13 protein-coding genes are annotated in these 16,118 nt (G+C 62.2%); 2 read left to right on the top strand and 11 right to left on the bottom strand.

What is annotated here, in order from left to right; translation table 11 throughout:
• Positions 1-54 precede the first annotated feature (54 nt).
• The 9 genes from mraY to KFO72_RS15055 form a co-directional block, all read right to left on the bottom strand.
• Positions 55-1,224, bottom strand: a complete 1,170-nt coding sequence (gene mraY / locus KFO72_RS15095; RefSeq protein ID WP_007747064.1) for a phospho-N-acetylmuramoyl-pentapeptide-transferase — start codon at positions 1,222-1,224, stop codon at positions 55-57.
• A 17-nt stretch (positions 1,225-1,241) separates the two neighbouring features.
• A complete protein-coding gene (locus KFO72_RS15090) occupies positions 1,242-2,654 on the bottom strand; it encodes a UDP-N-acetylmuramoyl-tripeptide--D-alanyl-D-alanine ligase (RefSeq protein ID WP_060599650.1) in 1,413 nt (470 codons plus the stop codon).
• Complete coding sequence (locus tag KFO72_RS15085; protein WP_225032469.1) at positions 2,651-4,192, bottom strand: UDP-N-acetylmuramoyl-L-alanyl-D-glutamate--2,6-diaminopimelate ligase; 1,542 nt, start codon at positions 4,190-4,192, stop codon at positions 2,651-2,653. Before KFO72_RS15085 ends, KFO72_RS15090 begins: the two co-directional genes overlap by 4 nt.
• Entirely contained in the window at positions 4,189-6,072 is a 1,884-nt protein-coding gene (locus KFO72_RS15080; RefSeq protein ID WP_054929053.1) for a peptidoglycan D,D-transpeptidase FtsI family protein, read from the bottom strand. Before KFO72_RS15080 ends, KFO72_RS15085 begins: the two co-directional genes overlap by 4 nt.
• Positions 6,069-6,419 (bottom strand): cell division protein FtsL, encoded by a 351-nt coding sequence (gene ftsL / locus KFO72_RS15075; protein WP_054929054.1) that lies wholly within the window; start codon positions 6,417-6,419, stop codon positions 6,069-6,071. The genes KFO72_RS15080 and ftsL overlap by 4 nt, the downstream gene beginning before the upstream one ends.
• Complete coding sequence (gene rsmH / locus KFO72_RS15070; protein WP_054929055.1) at positions 6,416-7,369, bottom strand: 16S rRNA (cytosine(1402)-N(4))-methyltransferase RsmH; 954 nt, start codon at positions 7,367-7,369, stop codon at positions 6,416-6,418. Before rsmH ends, ftsL begins: the two co-directional genes overlap by 4 nt.
• A gap of 15 nt (positions 7,370-7,384) precedes the next feature.
• On the bottom strand, positions 7,385-7,813 hold the full coding sequence (gene mraZ, locus KFO72_RS15065; protein ID WP_009771045.1) for a division/cell wall cluster transcriptional repressor MraZ: 429 nt from the start codon (positions 7,811-7,813) through the stop codon (positions 7,385-7,387).
• A gap of 405 nt (positions 7,814-8,218) precedes the next feature.
• Positions 8,219-8,848 carry a 2-polyprenyl-3-methyl-6-methoxy-1,4-benzoquinone monooxygenase gene (gene coq7 / locus KFO72_RS15060; protein ID WP_054929056.1) on the bottom strand — a complete coding sequence of 210 codons (630 nt, stop codon included), beginning with the start codon at positions 8,846-8,848 and terminating at the stop codon, positions 8,219-8,221.
• On the bottom strand, positions 8,838-9,170 hold the full coding sequence (locus tag KFO72_RS15055) for a hypothetical protein (RefSeq protein WP_148654553.1): 333 nt from the start codon (positions 9,168-9,170) through the stop codon (positions 8,838-8,840). The genes coq7 and KFO72_RS15055 overlap by 11 nt, the downstream gene beginning before the upstream one ends.
• Here KFO72_RS15055 and KFO72_RS15050 point away from each other — a divergent pair.
• Positions 9,140-10,342 carry a porin gene (locus KFO72_RS15050; protein ID WP_054929057.1) on the top strand — a complete coding sequence of 401 codons (1,203 nt, stop codon included), beginning with the start codon at positions 9,140-9,142 and terminating at the stop codon, positions 10,340-10,342. The genes KFO72_RS15055 and KFO72_RS15050 overlap by 31 nt on opposite strands.
• A gap of 209 nt (positions 10,343-10,551) precedes the next feature.
• Here KFO72_RS15050 and KFO72_RS15045 read toward each other — a convergent pair whose 3' ends face one another.
• Both KFO72_RS15045 and KFO72_RS15040 read right to left on the bottom strand, forming a co-directional pair.
• Positions 10,552-12,225, bottom strand: a complete 1,674-nt coding sequence (locus KFO72_RS15045; RefSeq protein ID WP_225032468.1) for a long-chain fatty acid--CoA ligase — start codon at positions 12,223-12,225, stop codon at positions 10,552-10,554.
• Positions 12,226-12,395: 170 nt separating this feature from the next.
• Positions 12,396-14,474: a molybdopterin-dependent oxidoreductase gene (locus KFO72_RS15040; protein ID WP_225032467.1), complete on the bottom strand. Its 2,079-nt coding sequence runs from the start codon at positions 14,472-14,474 to the stop codon at positions 12,396-12,398.
• Between the two features lie 168 nt (positions 14,475-14,642).
• Between KFO72_RS15040 and KFO72_RS15035 the strand changes: the two genes are divergently transcribed.
• Positions 14,643-15,836, top strand: coding sequence for a M20 aminoacylase family protein (locus tag KFO72_RS15035; RefSeq protein WP_054929060.1), 1,194 nt, complete (start codon positions 14,643-14,645; stop codon positions 15,834-15,836).
• Positions 15,837-16,118: the final 282 nt, after the last annotated feature.

Genomic DNA, 16,118 nt, shown 5'->3' with positions numbered 1-16,118 from the left:
GCTTCCCCTTGCTTTGCGACTTGCTTGCGACCTTAAGTACGACTCGAATGCGGCTTAACGCAACTTGAGCGTGGACAAACCGAACAGGCACAACATCAGCGTGATGATCCAGAAGCGCACCACCACTTGCGTTTCCTTCCAGCCCGACAATTCGAAGTGGTGATGCAGCGGCGCCATCTTGAAGATGCGACGGCCTTCACCAAAACGTGCCTTCGTGAACTTGAACCACGTGACCTGCAACATCACCGACACCGTCTCGGCGACGAAAATCCCGCCCATGATGAACAGCACGATTTCCTGACGCACGATCACGGCGATCGTGCCGAGCGCGCCGCCCAGTGCGAGCGCGCCGACGTCGCCCATGAACACCTGCGCCGGGTGCGTGTTGAACCAGAGGAACGCCAGGCCTGCCCCGCCCATCGCCGAGCAGAAAATCAGCATTTCGCCCGCGCCCGCAATGTGCGGGAACAGCAGGTATTTCGAATAGACCGCGCTGCCCATCACGTACGCGAACACGCCGAGCGACGAGCCGACCAGCACGACGGGCATGATGACGAGGCCGTCGAGGCCATCGGTGAGGTTCACTGCGTTGCTCGAACCGACGATCACGAAATACGTCAGCGCGATAAAGCCCCACACGCCGAGCGGATAGGTCATCGATTTGAGGAACGGCAGCAACAGGTCGGCGCGGGCGGGCAGGCCCATCGAAAGACCGCTGCGCACCCACGCCATGAACAGGTCGAACACGCGCACGTTGCTCGCTTCCGACACGCTGAACGCGAGATACACGGCTGCGAACAGGCCAATCACCGACTGCCAGAAATACTTTTCGCGCGACGACATGCCGCGCGGGTCCTTGTAGACGACCTTGCGATAGTCGTCGACCCAGCCGATCACGCCGAAGCCGAACGTGACGAGCATCACGATCCAGATGAAGCGGTTGGTCAGGTCGGCCCACAACAGCGTGGACACGGCGATACCGATCAGTATCAGCACGCCGCCCATCGTCGGCGTGCCGGATTTCACGAGGTGCGTCTGCGGGCCGTCCTTGCGCACGGCCTGGCCGACTTTCATCTGCGCGAGCTTGCGAATCACCCACGGGCCGCAGACGAGCCCGATCAGCAGTGCGGTGATCGTCGCCGCGACTGCACGAAACGTCAGATAACTGAACACGCGCAAAAAGCCTACGTCGTTCTGCAGCCATTGCGCCAGCGCCAGTAACATACTTCTGTCCTTCTCTTTCAGTGTGCGCCGGGCGCGTTGCCCGGTGCAGCGGGTTGTGGACTCGTAACGGCGTCCACCACGCGTTCCATTTTCATGAAGCGCGAGCCTTTCACGAGATACGTCGCAGCCGCGCCGTAACCGGCCTGCTGCAATTGCGCGACGAGCGCAGCCGCGTCGTCGCAATGGTGTGCTTCGCTGCCGTACGCGGCGCAGGCATCGCGCGACGCATCGCCCAGCGCATACAGCGCGTCAATGCCGCGCGCCTTCGCGTACGCGCCGACTTCGCGATGAAACGCCGGGCCGTTGTCGCCGACTTCGCCCATGTCGCCCATCACCAGCACGCGCGGCGACGGACGCTCAGCGAGCACGTCGATGGCGGCGAGCATCGAATCGGGATTGGCGTTGTACGTGTCGTCGATCACGGTTGCGCCCGCCATCGCGCCGAGTACCGCGCGCTTCACCTGCAAGCGGCCCTTCACTGCGCCGAATGCTTCGAGACCGCGCTTGATCGCTTCGAGCGAAACACCCGACGCCAGCGCAGCCGCCGTGGCTGCCAGCGCGTTGTGCGCGTTGTGCGCGCCGAGCACTTGCAGCGTGACGTCGAGATGGCCTTCGGGCGTATCGATGCTCAACTGATTGCCGTCGAGCGTGCCTTGGACTGCAGCTTCCGTCGTGCGTTCGTTCGTGTTCAACGCGAAATCGACGATGCGATTGCCCGTTGCCGCGACGCGCCAGATACCGGCGTAAGCATCGTTGGCCGGGAACACAGCGACGCCTTCCGGCTTCAGCGCGTGAATCACGCTCGCGTGTTCGAGCGCGACCGCCTCGACAGTCGCCATGAATTCCTGATGCTCGCGCTGCGCGTTATTGACGACCGCGACAGTCGGCTCGGCAATCGTGCCGAGCAGCGCCGTTTCGCCCGGATGATTCATGCCGAGTTCGACGACGGCGAGCTGATGCGCTTCGTTCAGGCGGAACAGCGTCAGCGGCAAGCCGACGTCGTTGTTGAAGTTGCCAGCCGTCGCGAGACGCGATTGTTCGCCGACAGCCGCCGCGAAGATCGACGAGATCATTTCCTTGACTGTCGTCTTGCCGTTGCTGCCCGTCACCGCGACGAGCGGCATCGTAAAGCGGCGACGCCAGCCGTTGGCCAATGCGCCCAACGCCGTGCGCGTGTCGCCCGTTACGCGCAATGCGGGCACGTTGAAGTTGTCCGGCGTGCGGGTGACGAGCACCGCGCTCACGTCGCGCGAGGCGACGTCGGCGAGAAAATCGTGCGCGTCGAAACGGTCGCCCTTTAGCGCGACGAACAGATCGCCGGGACCGCACGAACGGCTGTCCGTCGAGACGCGTTCGAATGCGACCGACTCGTCGCCTGTTACTTTGGCGCCAGGAATCAGCGCGGCGGCTTCACGCAGCGTGAACATCATGATTCGCCACCTCCGCGTGCATGCGTGACGCGAGCAGCCAGCGCGAGCCGCGCGTGATCCTGGTCCGAGAACGCGCGCTTCTTGCCCATGATTTCCTGCGTCGATTCGTGCCCCTTGCCCGCCAGCACGATGACGTCTTCGCGCGCCGCGCAACGCACGGCTTGCAGGATCGCGCTCGCGCGGTCTTCGATGCGGCGCGCCTTCGACGCGTCCTTCATGCCGGCCGCGATCTGCTCGATGATTTTCTGCGGATTTTCGCTGCGCGGGTTGTCGCTCGTCACGACCACGCTGTCGGCGCAGCGCTCCGCGATTTCACCCATCAGCGGGCGCTTGGTCGCGTCGCGGTCGCCGCCGCAGCCGAACATGCAGATCAGCTTGCCGCCGCGCGCATCCGCGATCGGGCGCAATGCCGTCAAGGTCTTTTCCAGCGCGTCCGGCGTGTGCGCGAAGTCGATCACGACGAGCGGCTCATCGTTCTGCAGGCGGCCGCCGAGGCGTTCCATCCGGCCGTTCACCGATTCGAGCTTCGCCAGTTGCGCGACAGCGGCGTCGAACGGCACGTCGGAGGCGAGCAGCGCGCCAAGCACGCCGAGCAGATTGCTCACGTTGAACGTGCCGAGCGTGTTGACTTCGATGTCGGTGTTGCCCCAGTCCGACGCGATGTGAAACGCCGTGCCCGTCGCCGTCGCACGCACCTTGGACGCGACGATCGACGCGTCGGCCTGCACGTCGGCGTGCGATTGAAGCGCGTAGGCGATGGTCTTCGCGTGGCCTTTGGTGCTCGCGATCATGCGACGGCCCGCTTCGTCATCGGCGTTGATGACGGCGGCCTTCAGTTCCGGCCACGCAAACAGGCGCGCCTTCGCCGCTTCGTAGGCTTCGAACGTGCCGTGATAGTCGAGATGATCTTGCGTGAGATTCGTGAACACGGCGACGCTGAACGCGGTGCCGTTCACGCGGCCCTGATGCAGCGCGTGCGACGACACTTCCATCGCGACCGCTTTGGCGCCCGCGGCGCGCAACTGCGCGAGGTTGCGTTGCAGTTGCGGCGCGTCGGGCGTCGTGAAGCCTGTGTACACGAGGTGGCCCGGCATGCCGCTGCCGAGCGTGCCGATAATCGCGCACGGCTGGCCAAGCGCCGTCAACGCGGCCGAAATCCAGTTCGTGCACGACGTCTTGCCGTTCGTGCCCGTCACGCCGATCACGCGCATCGCGTCGCTCGGATCGCCGTACCACGCACTCGCGATCGTGCCCGCCAGTTCGTTCAGGCGCGGCACCGCGAACGTCGTCGCGGGATCGATATCCCCCGTGAAGTCTTCTGGCTGAACGAGCACGGCAGCCGCGCCGCGCTCGATCGCGTTCGCGATGAAAGGGCGGTTGTCGGCGCCGTCAACGGCGTACGCGAGGAAAACGTCGCCGGCCGCGATTTTGCGGGTATCGGCGTGCAAATGCGCACCTGGCTGCACGCGTGCGCGCAGCCAGGCTAGCGCGTCAGCAATCTGCTGTTGCGCTGGATGAGAAGAACGCAGCGCACTCATCTGACTACTCCGGGGCGGTTCTTCGTACTGTCTGAAATCTGCAGCTTCTTCGGCGCGGCATGCGTCGAAAGTCTCTTTGCACCGTTTGCACCATTCGCGGCCGGCTGCGACGCGGCGGCGGGCTTCGCGGGATTCGTTTCGTCCGATACGACCATCTGCTTGACGGGCTGATCGGGCGGCACGTTCAGCGAGCGCAGCGTGTCGCCGACGATCGACGAAAACACCGGGCCCGACACCTGGCCGCCGAAGTGGCTGCCCGCCGTCGGTTCGTCGACGGACACGGCCACCACGATGCGCGGATTCGGCATCGGCGCCATGCCGACGAACGACGCGCGGTACTTGCTGTGGTCATAGCCACGGCCCACGTGCTTGTACGCCGTACCCGACTTGCCGCCGACGCGATAGCCGGGCACCGCTGCATCCGGCGACGTGCCGCCCGGCGAGACGACCGTTTCGAGCATCGCGCGAACTTCGCGCGCGGTGGTCGGCGCGAAGACCTGCGTGCCTGTTGCCGGCTGGTCTTTCGGCGTGCGGAAAATCGACACGGGCAGAATCCGGCCGTCGTTCGCAATGGCCGTGTAGGCGCGGCCTAACTGAAACAGCGACACGGACAGACCGTAGCCGTAAGACATCGTCGCCTGCTCGATACGGCGCCAGCTCTTCCAGGGGCGCAGACGACCCGCCGCCGCACCCGGGAAACCGACCTTCGGCGCCTGGCCGAGACCGATGCCCGTGTACATGTTCCACATCTCTTCGGGCCGGAGCTGCATGGCGATCTTCGTCGCGCCGATGTTGCTCGACTTCTGGATCACGCCGCCCACCGTCAGCACGCCGAAGCCCGAGTCGTCGGTGATGGGCGCGCCGTCCAGCACGAAACGGCCGCCACCCGTATCAACCAGTGTAGTCGGCGTAACGCGGTGCAGATCGAGCGCGAGCGACACCGTGAACGGTTTCATGATCGAGCCCGGCTCGAACGTGTCGGTCAGGATGCGGTTGCGCAACTGCTCTCCCGTCAGATGCGAGCGATCGTTCGGGTTATAGGTCGGGTAATTGACGAGCGCGAGCACTTCGCCCGTTTGCACGTCGATGACCATCGCGGCGCCAGCTTTCGCCTTGAACTTCTGCACGGCCGCTTTCAGGTTGGTGTACGCGATGTACTGGATCTTGCTGTCGATCGACAGATCGACGTCCTGACCGTTGTGCGGCACAACCTGCTCGTCCACGTCTTCAATGATGTGGCCGAGACGGTCCTTGATGACGCGACGGCTCCCCGCCATGCCCGCGAGCAGCTTCTGGTCGCCCAATTCGACGCCTTCCTGGCCCTCGTCTTCGACGTTCGTGAAGCCGATCAGGTGAGCCGTGATTTCGCCTTCCGGATAAAAGCGCTTGTACTCGTTGCGCTGATAGATGCCCGGAATGTTCAGCGCTTCCACTTTCGCGGCCACTTCGACGGGCACCTGGCGCTTCACATAGACGAAGGTCTTGTCTTCCGACAGCTTCTTGCGCAGCTCCGGCTGCGTCATGTCGAGCAGCTTGGCGAGATCGGCGAGCTTGTCCGCGCCGAGGTCGTCGGGCACCGACTCGGGAATCGCCCAGATTGCGCGCACGGGCAGGCTCGTCGCGAGCACGAGGCCGTTACGGTCGAGAATCTTGCCGCGCGTGGCGGGCAACTCCAGCCGGCGCTGATAGCGGCTTTCGCCCTGCTTCTGATAGAAACCGTTGCCCGGGCCCTGAATCCAGAACGCGCGCGCCGTCAGCGCGACGAACGCCATGAAGAGCAGGAACACGACGAGCTTCGAGCGCCACATCGGCAGGCGCACCGAGAGAATCGGATTCGCCGAGAACGCGACGCTCTTGTTCTTGTTCGACGATTTCTTCATCGCGTGGCTCCACGAGCTTTCGCGGCCGACGCCGGGGTCGGCGCCGAGACCGGGATCGGCGCGTCTTCGGCCTTGGCGGAGCCGGCTTCGAGCGTCAGATATTGCGTGCGTCCCGTGGTCGCGCCCTGCATCTTTAGAGAATCGGTCGCGATCTGCTCGATGCGCGAGGTCTTCGACAGCGCGCTCTGCTGATATTGAAGCTGCGAATAGTCCTGCTGCAGCTGGCGCTCCTGCGATTGGGCGCGCTGCAACTGGATAAAGAACTGACGCTGCTGATTGGTCGCGTTGACGACCGAAAGCGCACAACCCATCACGACGATCAGCAGGAAGATATTGAGACGGTTCATGGCGCGATCCGCTCCGCGACGCGCATCACGGCGGAACGGGCGCGCGGGTTCGCGGCGACTTCGGCGTCGCTCGCGAATACGCGGCCAATCAGTTTGAGCGGCGGGCTCGGCAGGTCGACGGCGCGGATCGGCAGACGGCGGTCGACAGCAGGCGCATTCGAGTGCGCCTGCATGAACCGCTTGACGATCCGGTCTTCGAGCGAATGAAAGCTGATCACGACCAGCCGCCCCCCTTGCTCCAGCAACGACAATGCTGCTTCTAGTACGACTTGCAGCTCCGCAAGCTCTTGATTGATGTGAATCCGTATAGCTTGAAAGGTGCGGGTTGCCGGGTCCTTACCCTTCTCACGGGTTTTGACGACGTTAGCCACGATTTGGGCAAGCTCGCCCGTGCTGACGAGAGGCCCAAGACGGTCGGACTCTGCCCGGCGAGCAGCAAGCGCCTTTGCAATCTGAAAAGCAAACCGTTCTTCCCCATAATCCCGTATCACCTCCGTCATTTCCTGCACCGTGGCCCGCGCCAGCCAATCCGCAGCGGACTCGCCGCGCGTCGGGTCCATCCGCATGTCGAGCGGGCCGTCGGCGCGGAAACTGAAACCCCGCTCCGGGTCGTCGAACTGCGGCGACGACACGCCCAGATCCAGCAACACTCCCGACACACGCCCTACCCCGCGCTCGCTCATCGCGTCGCGCAGTGATGCGAAACTTTCATGCACGATCTCGAAGCGCGGATCGGCGATCTGCTGCGCGGTGGCAATGGCGAGCGGGTCCTTGTCGAATCCGATCAGGCGCCCCGACTCGCCCAGCTTTGCCAGCACCGCGCGGCTGTGGCCGCCGCGCCCGAACGTGCCATCTATATAGATACCGTCCGCGCGCGTGACGAGCGCATTCACCGCTTCTTCGAGCAGCACCGTGCGATGCTGCAATTCGTTACTCATCGCAGGCGCCATATCTATTACCTGCGGTCAAAATGTGAAGTTCTTCAGAGACTCGGGCATGCCCTGCGACATCGCCGCCTGTTCCTGCGCGTCGTAGGTTTCCTTGTCCCAAATCTCGAACCGGCTTCCCATTCCCAGCAACATCACTTCTTTTTCCAGCTTCGCCGCCTGGCGCAGCTCGGGCGCGATCAGCACACGGCCAGCCGTGTCCAGATCGACATCCGCAGCACTGCCGAGAAAAATGCGCTGAAACCATTTGGCTTCCATCGGCAGCGCGACGATCTTGGCGCGAAAGACTTCCCACTCAGGGCGCGGAAACAGCAACAGGCAGCCGTCCGGGTGACGCGTAATCGTCACTCGGCCTTCTGCCTGTCCTTGCAGCGCATCACGATAGCGAGACGGGACGGACATCCGCCCCTTCGCATCGAGTGTCAGCGCTGACGCCCCTTGGAACACTTCACTCCCCTCTTTTCAGGGCGCTGAAAGATGTCGCCCGATTCTGGAAATTTACCGAAGAAAGCGCGTTGGATCACACAAAAATACACTTTCTCACACTGTCTCCCACTTTAGAGTAACCCCCAACACGGGTCAAGGGAGAGTCGCGGTTTTTTGACGAATTTTGTTTGCTAGAACAAGGACTTAGCGACGCCTGCTCAGGTGACGCCTAAAAATGGAAAATCGTTATAAATGAATGAACTAACGAAACTTGTGAAGGTGATACGTGAAAAGTGCGAGGGAAGAGCGTGGAATAAAAGCGTTCGTGATGGGTGAAAAGCGCGGGAAGACGGAAGATTTGGAGCGAATTTCCAAGGGCGACGCGGGGTGCGCCGCCCACTTCGAACAGTTTTGCTTTAAGCCAGGCTACACGTGATACGCCGTGCGGGTCATGATCTTCGACGCGGCCCGCATCAGCGCGCGCGCCGGGAACGGTAACTCGACGCCGCCCGCATCCGTTGCGGCCTTGCCGTGCGCGGCTTCATCGATACGCATTTGTTCGACGATCGCACGCGACTCGTGATCGCCTTCCGGCAGCGTGGTCAGATGGCCATCCAGATGTAGTTCCACCTGCCGCTCCGTTTCCGCCATGAAGCCGAGGCTCACGCGATCACCAAGTCGGCCAGCCGCAAGACCGATTGCAAGGGCGCCAGCATACCAGAGCGGATTGAGCAGGCTTGGACGCGAATTGAGCGCTTCGAGGCGCTTGTACGTCCACGCCAGATGATCTTCCTCTTCGCGCGCGGCGTGCTCGAAGGCCTGCTTGAGCGCGGGCGAGCGCGTTGCCAGTTTTTGCGCCTGATACAGCGCCTGCGCGCACACCTCGCCGACGTGATTCACGCGCATCAGTCCTGCTGCGTGCGCGCGCTCTTCATCAGTCAGCTCGACTGGCTCTGTCGAAGCGGGCGGCACGGGTAGCGGACGCGACATGCGCGACACCCCGGTCATTGAGCGTAAACCCCGATCGAACTCATTAATCAAATCATCAAGCAGCATTCTGGCCTCCACGACGCGGCGTCCGGAACGCTTCGCGCAAAGCCTTGCCCAGCGAGACTTTGCGGCCGGTGGCAAGAAAAATTCCGAAGCGTCTCCGACGGCCGATTCTGGATTTTAGATCATGTTGCGTAAACGAAACAGCGGCCGGATGGCTGCCCTGCTTTTTCTTTGTGCGCTTAGGTGTCTTTGTTACATTACGTGGCAACTTCTCGAAGAAGTTACGCAAGGTCGCGACACAGATAAATACTTGCCTTGCTTGAAAATAATTCGCAATTCCTTGGAGATCTTTCGATGAAAAAGTCGCTTCTCGCTCTTGCAGCATTGGGCGCGTTTGCTGGCGTCGCTCACGCTCAGAGCAGCGTGACGCTGTACGGCATTATTGATGAAGGTTTTAACTACACGAACCACGTGCAGGCAGCAGCCGGTGCTGGCCGCACGAACCAGAGCCTGTACAACCTGTCGAGCGGCGTTCTGCAAGGCAGCCGTTGGGGCCTGCGCGGTACTGAAGACCTCGGCGGCGGCCTGAAGGCCGTGTTCGTGCTGGAAAGCGGCTTCGACGTGAACAGCGGTAAGTCGGGTCAGGGCGGCGCGCTGTTCGGCCGTCAGGCTTACGTTGGTCTGTCGAGCCAGTTCGGTACGGTTACGCTGGGTCGCCAGTACGACTCCGTGGTCGACTATGTCGGTCCGCTGGAAGCCGGCGACCAGTGGGGCGGCTACATCGCGGCTCACCCGGACGATCTGGACAACTTCAACAACGCAAACCGCGTGAACAACGCAATCAAGTTCACGAGCGCGAACTACGCCGGCCTGACGTTCGGCGGCATGTATAGCCTCGGTGGTGTTGCAGGTGCGACGGGCCGCAACCAGATCTGGTCGGTGGGCGCTGGCTACAACAACGGCCCGCTGGTGTTGGGTGCTGGCTACTTGAACGTCCGCGATCCGAATACCTCCTTCTGGGGCAACGTGCCGAGCAGCGGCGCGAACCCGACCAACAACATCGGCAAGGTTACGGGCGTCCAGAGCAACCCGGTCATCTCGGGCTTCGCTTCGGCTAACTCGTACCAGGTCGCTGGCGCGGGTGGTGCGTACACGTTCGGCGCAGCAACGGTCGGCGTGACGTATTCGTTCATCCAGTTCGGCAACCTCGGCACGGAGAACGTCACGGCTCCGGCTTACCGCGGCTCGGCAACGTTCAACAACGGCGAAATCAACTTCAAGTATCAGTTGACGCCGGCTCTCGTTCTGGGCGCAGCATATGATTACACGCGCCTCGCTTCGTTCAACGGTCATGGCGGCGCGCACTACAACCAGGGCGCACTGGGCGCAGACTACTTCCTGTCGAAGCGCACGGACGTCTACCTGATCGGCGTGTACCAGCATGCTTCGGGTACGGACTCGACGGGCCAGCAAGCAGTTGCTTCGATCAACGGCCTGACGCCGTCGAACTCGAACAACCAGTTGACGGCTCGCGTTGGTATCCGTCACAAGTTCTAATAAGTTGTGAAAGCGTAGTTACCCTCGAGGGCGCCTTAGGGCGCCCTTTTTTATTGGTGCTTGCGATGCCTTTGGTCGCTTGCGCCAATGCAAACAAAAACGGCCCAACGGATTGCACCATTGGGCCGTCCCTGATTTGAGGCGCTGACTCTCACATCTATCTTCGCGCCACAGGTCTCCTCGCCTATAACCTTGCTCGCGCCGACGCGTTACGCCCGGCCGTCACGCAATTCGCGCCGCAAGATCTTGCCGACATTGCTCTTCGGCAGTTCCTTGCGAAACTCGACGAGCCTCGGGCGCTTGTAGCCCGTCAGCTGAGTCTTGCAGTACGCGAAGATGTCGGCGTCGGTGATCGCGTCGTCCTTCTTCACGATGTAAAGCTTCACCGCTTCGCCCGAATGCTCGTCGGGCACGCCGACAGCCGCCACTTCGAATACGCCGGGGTGCCTGGCGACCACGTCTTCGATCTCGTTCGGATAGACGTTGAAGCCCGACACGAGAATCATGTCCTTCTTCCGGTCGACGATCTTCACGAAACCATCGTCGTTGACGGTTGCGATGTCGCCTGAACGGAAGAAGCCGTCAGACGTCATCACCTTTGCCGTTTCGTCGGGCCTGTTCCAGTAGCCCGCCATCACCTGCGGACCACGGATGCACAACTCTCCCGCCTGGCCGGGCGGCAATTCGTTGCCGTCGTCGTCGCGGATCGAGACTTCCGTCGACGGTAGCGGCAGGCCGATCGTGCCACTGTATTCAGTGACTGTGGTCGGATTGCAGGTGACGCACGGCGACGTCTCCGACAATCCGTAGCCTTCGACGATCGGCGCACGCGTGCGCTCGTACCAGCGGTTCGCGACGGCTTCCTGCACGGCCATCCCGCCGGCATTTGCAACCAGCAGATTCGAGAAATCGAGCTTCCCGAAATCGGGATGATTGAGCATCGCGTTGTACAGCGTATTCACGGCGGGAAACGTCGTGATTTTGTAGCCTTGCAGCGACTGGATCATGCCGGCGATATCGCGCGGATTCGGAATCAGCACGCCGAGGCCGCCCGTGCGGATCGTCAGCAGACCGCAAACCGTCAGCGCGAACACGTGGTAAAGCGGCAGTGCTACAACGGTCACGAACTGATCGATGTCACCGCGCTTCTTGCGCGCCGGCTCCACCCACACATGCGACTGCAGCACGTTCGCGACCAGATTGCGATGCAGGAGCGTGGCGCCCTTGGCGACACCCGTCGTGCCGCCCGTGTACTGGAGAAACGCGACGTCGTCGGGACTCTGCTTCACAGGTTTGAACTTGCTGCGCGCGCCGTCGGAAATGGCATCGTTGAAGCTGACGTGGCCCGGCAGAGTCCATGCGGGGACCATCTTTTTCACGCGACGTACGACGAAATTGACGATCAATCCCTTCGCACCCATCAGATCGCCCATCGACGCGACGACGATATGTTTGATCGACGTATTGCGTACGATCGCCTGCAACGTCACCGCGAAGTTCTCGAGAAGGATGATCGCTTCCGCGCCGCTGTCCTTGAGCTGATGCTCGAGCTCGCGCGGCGTGTAAAGCGGGTTCACGTTCACGACGACGTAACCCGCGCGCAGGATCGCCGCGAGCGCGACCGGATACTGCAGGACGTTGGGCATCATGATGGCGATACGCGCACCGCGCGCAATGCCCTTCGACTGGAGCCAACCGGCAAGGCGCGTCGACAGGCTGTCGAGTTCGCCGTACGTGATCTGCTTGCCCATGCAGGCAAACGCCGGCTTTGCGCGATATTCGCGGAAGCTCTCCTCCAGCATGTCGGTGACCGACTCGTATTGCGTCGGATCGATCTCTTTTGGCACGCCGGGCGGATACGACTTCAGCCAGACTTTTTCCATACGGCGTCTCCTCCGTGATTTTCGAATGGTCGTGCTAAAAGCCGCATCGTAGCATGCGCACACGTGCCGACATTCGGGATAAGCCCCCAGTTAGACGGTGCACTCGAAAGCGCACGGACCGGGCACGAAGGCGCAGCGGTCGCGTTCCCGCCGCGCGTGCGAAAAGCCACTCAGGCTCGTTCGACCTCGACGAGACAGTCGTAGAAGGTGGCGGAGCCGCCCAGGTCGGTCAACGCCTGGCTCGTGACCTGGTTGGCGTTGCGACCGTCCGGCGCGAGCTTTTTCCACCAGATCGACAGGCCGACGACGAGTCCAACGCGTGCCTTGTCGGTCACGCGGGCGCGCGCTTGCATCGAACCGCGATCGTTGAAGATGCGGACCTGATCGCCGTCGTTGATGCCGCGTTTGCTTGCGTCGGCGGGATGGATATCGAGATGCGGCTCGCCTTCCGTCGCACGCAGGCTTTCGACGTTCACGAACGTGCTGTTGAGGAAATTGCGCGCGGGCGGCGAGATCATCGCGAGCGGATAGCGGGCCGCGAGTTCAGGTGAGCCGTCTGCCGACTCATAAGGCGGCAGATAATCCGGCACCGGTTCGAGGCCCAATTGCGCGAGTCGCTCGCTATAGAACTCGCACTTGCCCGATGGTGTGCGAAAGCCGCCATTCGCAAACGGCGCATCGGGGACATTCAGCTTTGCCCAGCCGTCGCGCTTGAGCGTCTCCCAGCTGTGGCCTTCCAGCATCGGATCGTTCCAACGAAACGCCGACGACGCCACCGCCTCATCGCTTTCATACAGCGCCGGCTCGTCGAGGCCCATCGCGCGCGCGATACCGCGAAAGATTTCCGTGTTCGGCCGCGCGTCGCCGACGGGCGCGATCGCGGGCAGGTTGACCATCACGTGCGTGTGCCCGTAAGACTTATGGACATCGAGATGCTCGAGCTGCGTCGTAGCGGGCAGCAGCAGATCGGCATAGTCGGCCGTGTCGGTCTGGAAGTGCTCGAGCACGATCGTGAACAGATCTTCGCGCGCAAAGCCGGCGGCGACGCGCTCGGAATCCGGCGCCACCGCGACAGGGTTCGAGTTGTACACGACGATCGCCTCGACCTTCGGCCCGAATGCGGCGTCACCCGAATGGCAAAGCGCGTCGCCGATAGCGTTCATATTCACGACGCGCGGCTGTTTCGAAGGCCAGCCCGGCATCAGGTCGGGCCGCGACAACGCGTGTGAATCGACAGGCGCCCAGCCGGACGACGACAACAGCGCACCGCCCGCACGCTCGCGCCAGGCGCCCGTCAACGACGGCAGGCAAGCGATTGCGCGAACGGCGTTGCCGCCGCCGCGTACACGCTGCATGCCGTAGTTCAGGCGAATCGCCGACTTTTTCGTGCTGCCGTAGAGACGCGCCAGATCCACGACCACCTGCTCGTCGATTCCACAGATCTCAGCGACGCGCGCAGGCGGATAGTCGAGAGCGCGCGCTCTCAGTTGATCGAATCCAAGCGTGTGATCAGCGATGTAGGCGCGATCGAGCATGTCTTCTTCGATCAGCACGCGCATCATGCCCAGCGCAAGCGCGCCATCCGTGCCCGGCTTGAGCGCAATGTGCTGATGGCATTTTTCAGCAGTGAGCGAGCGGTATGGGTCGATTGCGATCAGGCGCGCGCCGTTGCGCTTCGCCTCTTGCGCCCGCGTCCAGAAGTGCAGATTCGACGCGATCGGGTTTGCGCCCCAGATCAGAATCACCTCGCTCTCGGAGAAAAACTCCGTGAGCATCCCGAGGCTTGCGCCGTATGTATATTTGAGACCCGCCGCGCCAGCCGCTGCGCAAATGGTCCGGTCCAGTTGCGACGCGCCGAGCTTATGGAAAAAGCGCTGCGCGATGCTGTCGCCCTGCACGAAACCCATTGTGCCGGCGTAGCTGTACGGCACGATCGCTTCCGGCGCACGGCCGGCGATTTCCGACAGACGCTCGCCGGCGAGGCGCAGCGCTTCATCCCAACTGATCGGCTCGAAGCGCCCTTCGCCTTTTCGACCGATCCGCCGCATCGGCGTCGTGAGCCGGTGTGGATGATGCACGCGATCCGCATAACGGCTGACCTTCGTGCACAGGACGCCTTGCGTCGGCGGGTGATCCGGTTCGCCGACAACCTTGATCGCGCGGCCGTTGTCGACGGTTACGCGCATTGCGCAGGTATCGGGGCAATCGTGCGGACAGACGGCGCGGGCGAATTCAGCGGGAGCGTTCATGTTTGTATCGAGGGACTGCGCGGATGAAGGTGTTGATTTTATTACGTTCCGGCGTCCGGATCCGACACATGGCCGTCAAAAATGGGGATCGGCGTAGAATCGATTTTGATCTTCTCCGGAATCGACTGTCCGGATCAACTGCACACACAGCCAGACACTCAATCCATCATGAAACTGCTTCCTGAAATCCAAGCCGCTCGCGGCGAAATTCAGACTCTCCGACGAACAATCCACGCCAATCCGGAGTTGCGATATGAAGAGACGCAGACAGCGTCACTCGTCGCCAAGACATTGGCTGGATGGGGTATCGAGGTGCATGAAGGCATCGGAAAAACCGGCGTGGTCGGTGTGCTCAAGCGCGGAACGGGGACGAAATCAATCGGCTTGCGCGCGGATATGGACGCGCTGCCTATCCAGGAACTGAATACCTTCGATCACCGCTCGAAAAACGAAGGGAAGATGCATGCGTGCGGTCACGATGGACATACCGCGATGCTGCTGGGCGCGGCGCGCCATCTCGCAAAGCACGGCGATTTCGACGGGACGATTGTGTTCATCTTTCAACCGGCGGAGGAAGGCGGAGCCGGTGCGCAGGCGATGATCGACGATGGGCTGTTCACGCGCTTTCCGGTGGACGCCGTATTTGGCATCCATAACTGGCCGGGCATGCCCGCGGGACATTTCGGCGTCACCGAAGGTCCGATCATGGCGTCGAGCAACGAGTTCCGCATTGAAATTAAAGGCGTCGGCTCGCATGCCGCTTTGCCGCATAACGGTCGCGATCCCGTGTTCACGGCTGTGCAAATCGCGAATGGCCTGCAAAGCGTCATCACGCGCAACAAAAAGCCGCTCGATACCGCCGTCCTGTCGATCACCCAGATTCATGCCGGTGATGCTGTCAACGTCGTGCCGGATTATGCATGGCTTGCGGGGACCGTTCGAACTTTCACGACAGAGACGCTCGATCTGATCGAAACGCGGATGCGAAAGATCGTGCAGAGCACGGCTGAAGCCTACGAATGTTCGGTCGAGATGACCTTCCATCGCAACTATCCGCCGACGATCAATAGCGGGAAGGAAGCGCGGTTTGCTGCGGCGGTGATGAAGGAAGTCGTCGGAGAGGAGAAGGTTGACGATACCGTCGAACCAACGATGGGCGCAGAAGACTTTTCGTTCATGCTGTTGGCGAAGCCCGGCTGCTATGCGTTCCTCGGAAACGGCAACGGTGGACATCGCGAGGCCGGGCATGGTGCCGGTCCCTGTATGCTGCACAATGCTAGCTACGATTTCAACGATGACCTGCTGCCGGTCGGGGCCACGTACTGGGTGCGGTTGGCGCAGCGTTTTTTAGCTGAGGCTTAGGGCGTGCCAACGTAGCATGGGTATGCGAAGGGACGCGTTTACTGCTCCGCCGATGGCGTGCGGTCCGCGATGTGAGCACAAAGTGGCCGCGGGTCGGCCAAGCTGACGATCGCCCCGCCTGGTGACGGTTATGCAGGTTGATGCCGTCCGGAGATGGCGGGGATAGACAGATCTGGGCCGTTGCGGTTTGGCAGGGCCGCTGGCTCGACGTTAAAAACATGCGCCGGAAACGCCAAGACCCCGCTTTTGAGGGCGGGGTCTTGTCTTGGGTAAGGAGCCTGA

The sequence above is a fragment of the Paraburkholderia sp. XV genome (assembly GCF_020177535.1).
In the GTDB taxonomy this organism is placed as follows: Bacteria; Pseudomonadota; Gammaproteobacteria; order Burkholderiales; family Burkholderiaceae; genus Paraburkholderia; species Paraburkholderia caribensis.
The sequence above is the reverse complement of the archived record's forward strand: the minus strand, read 5'-3'. Positions and strand labels throughout refer to the sequence as shown.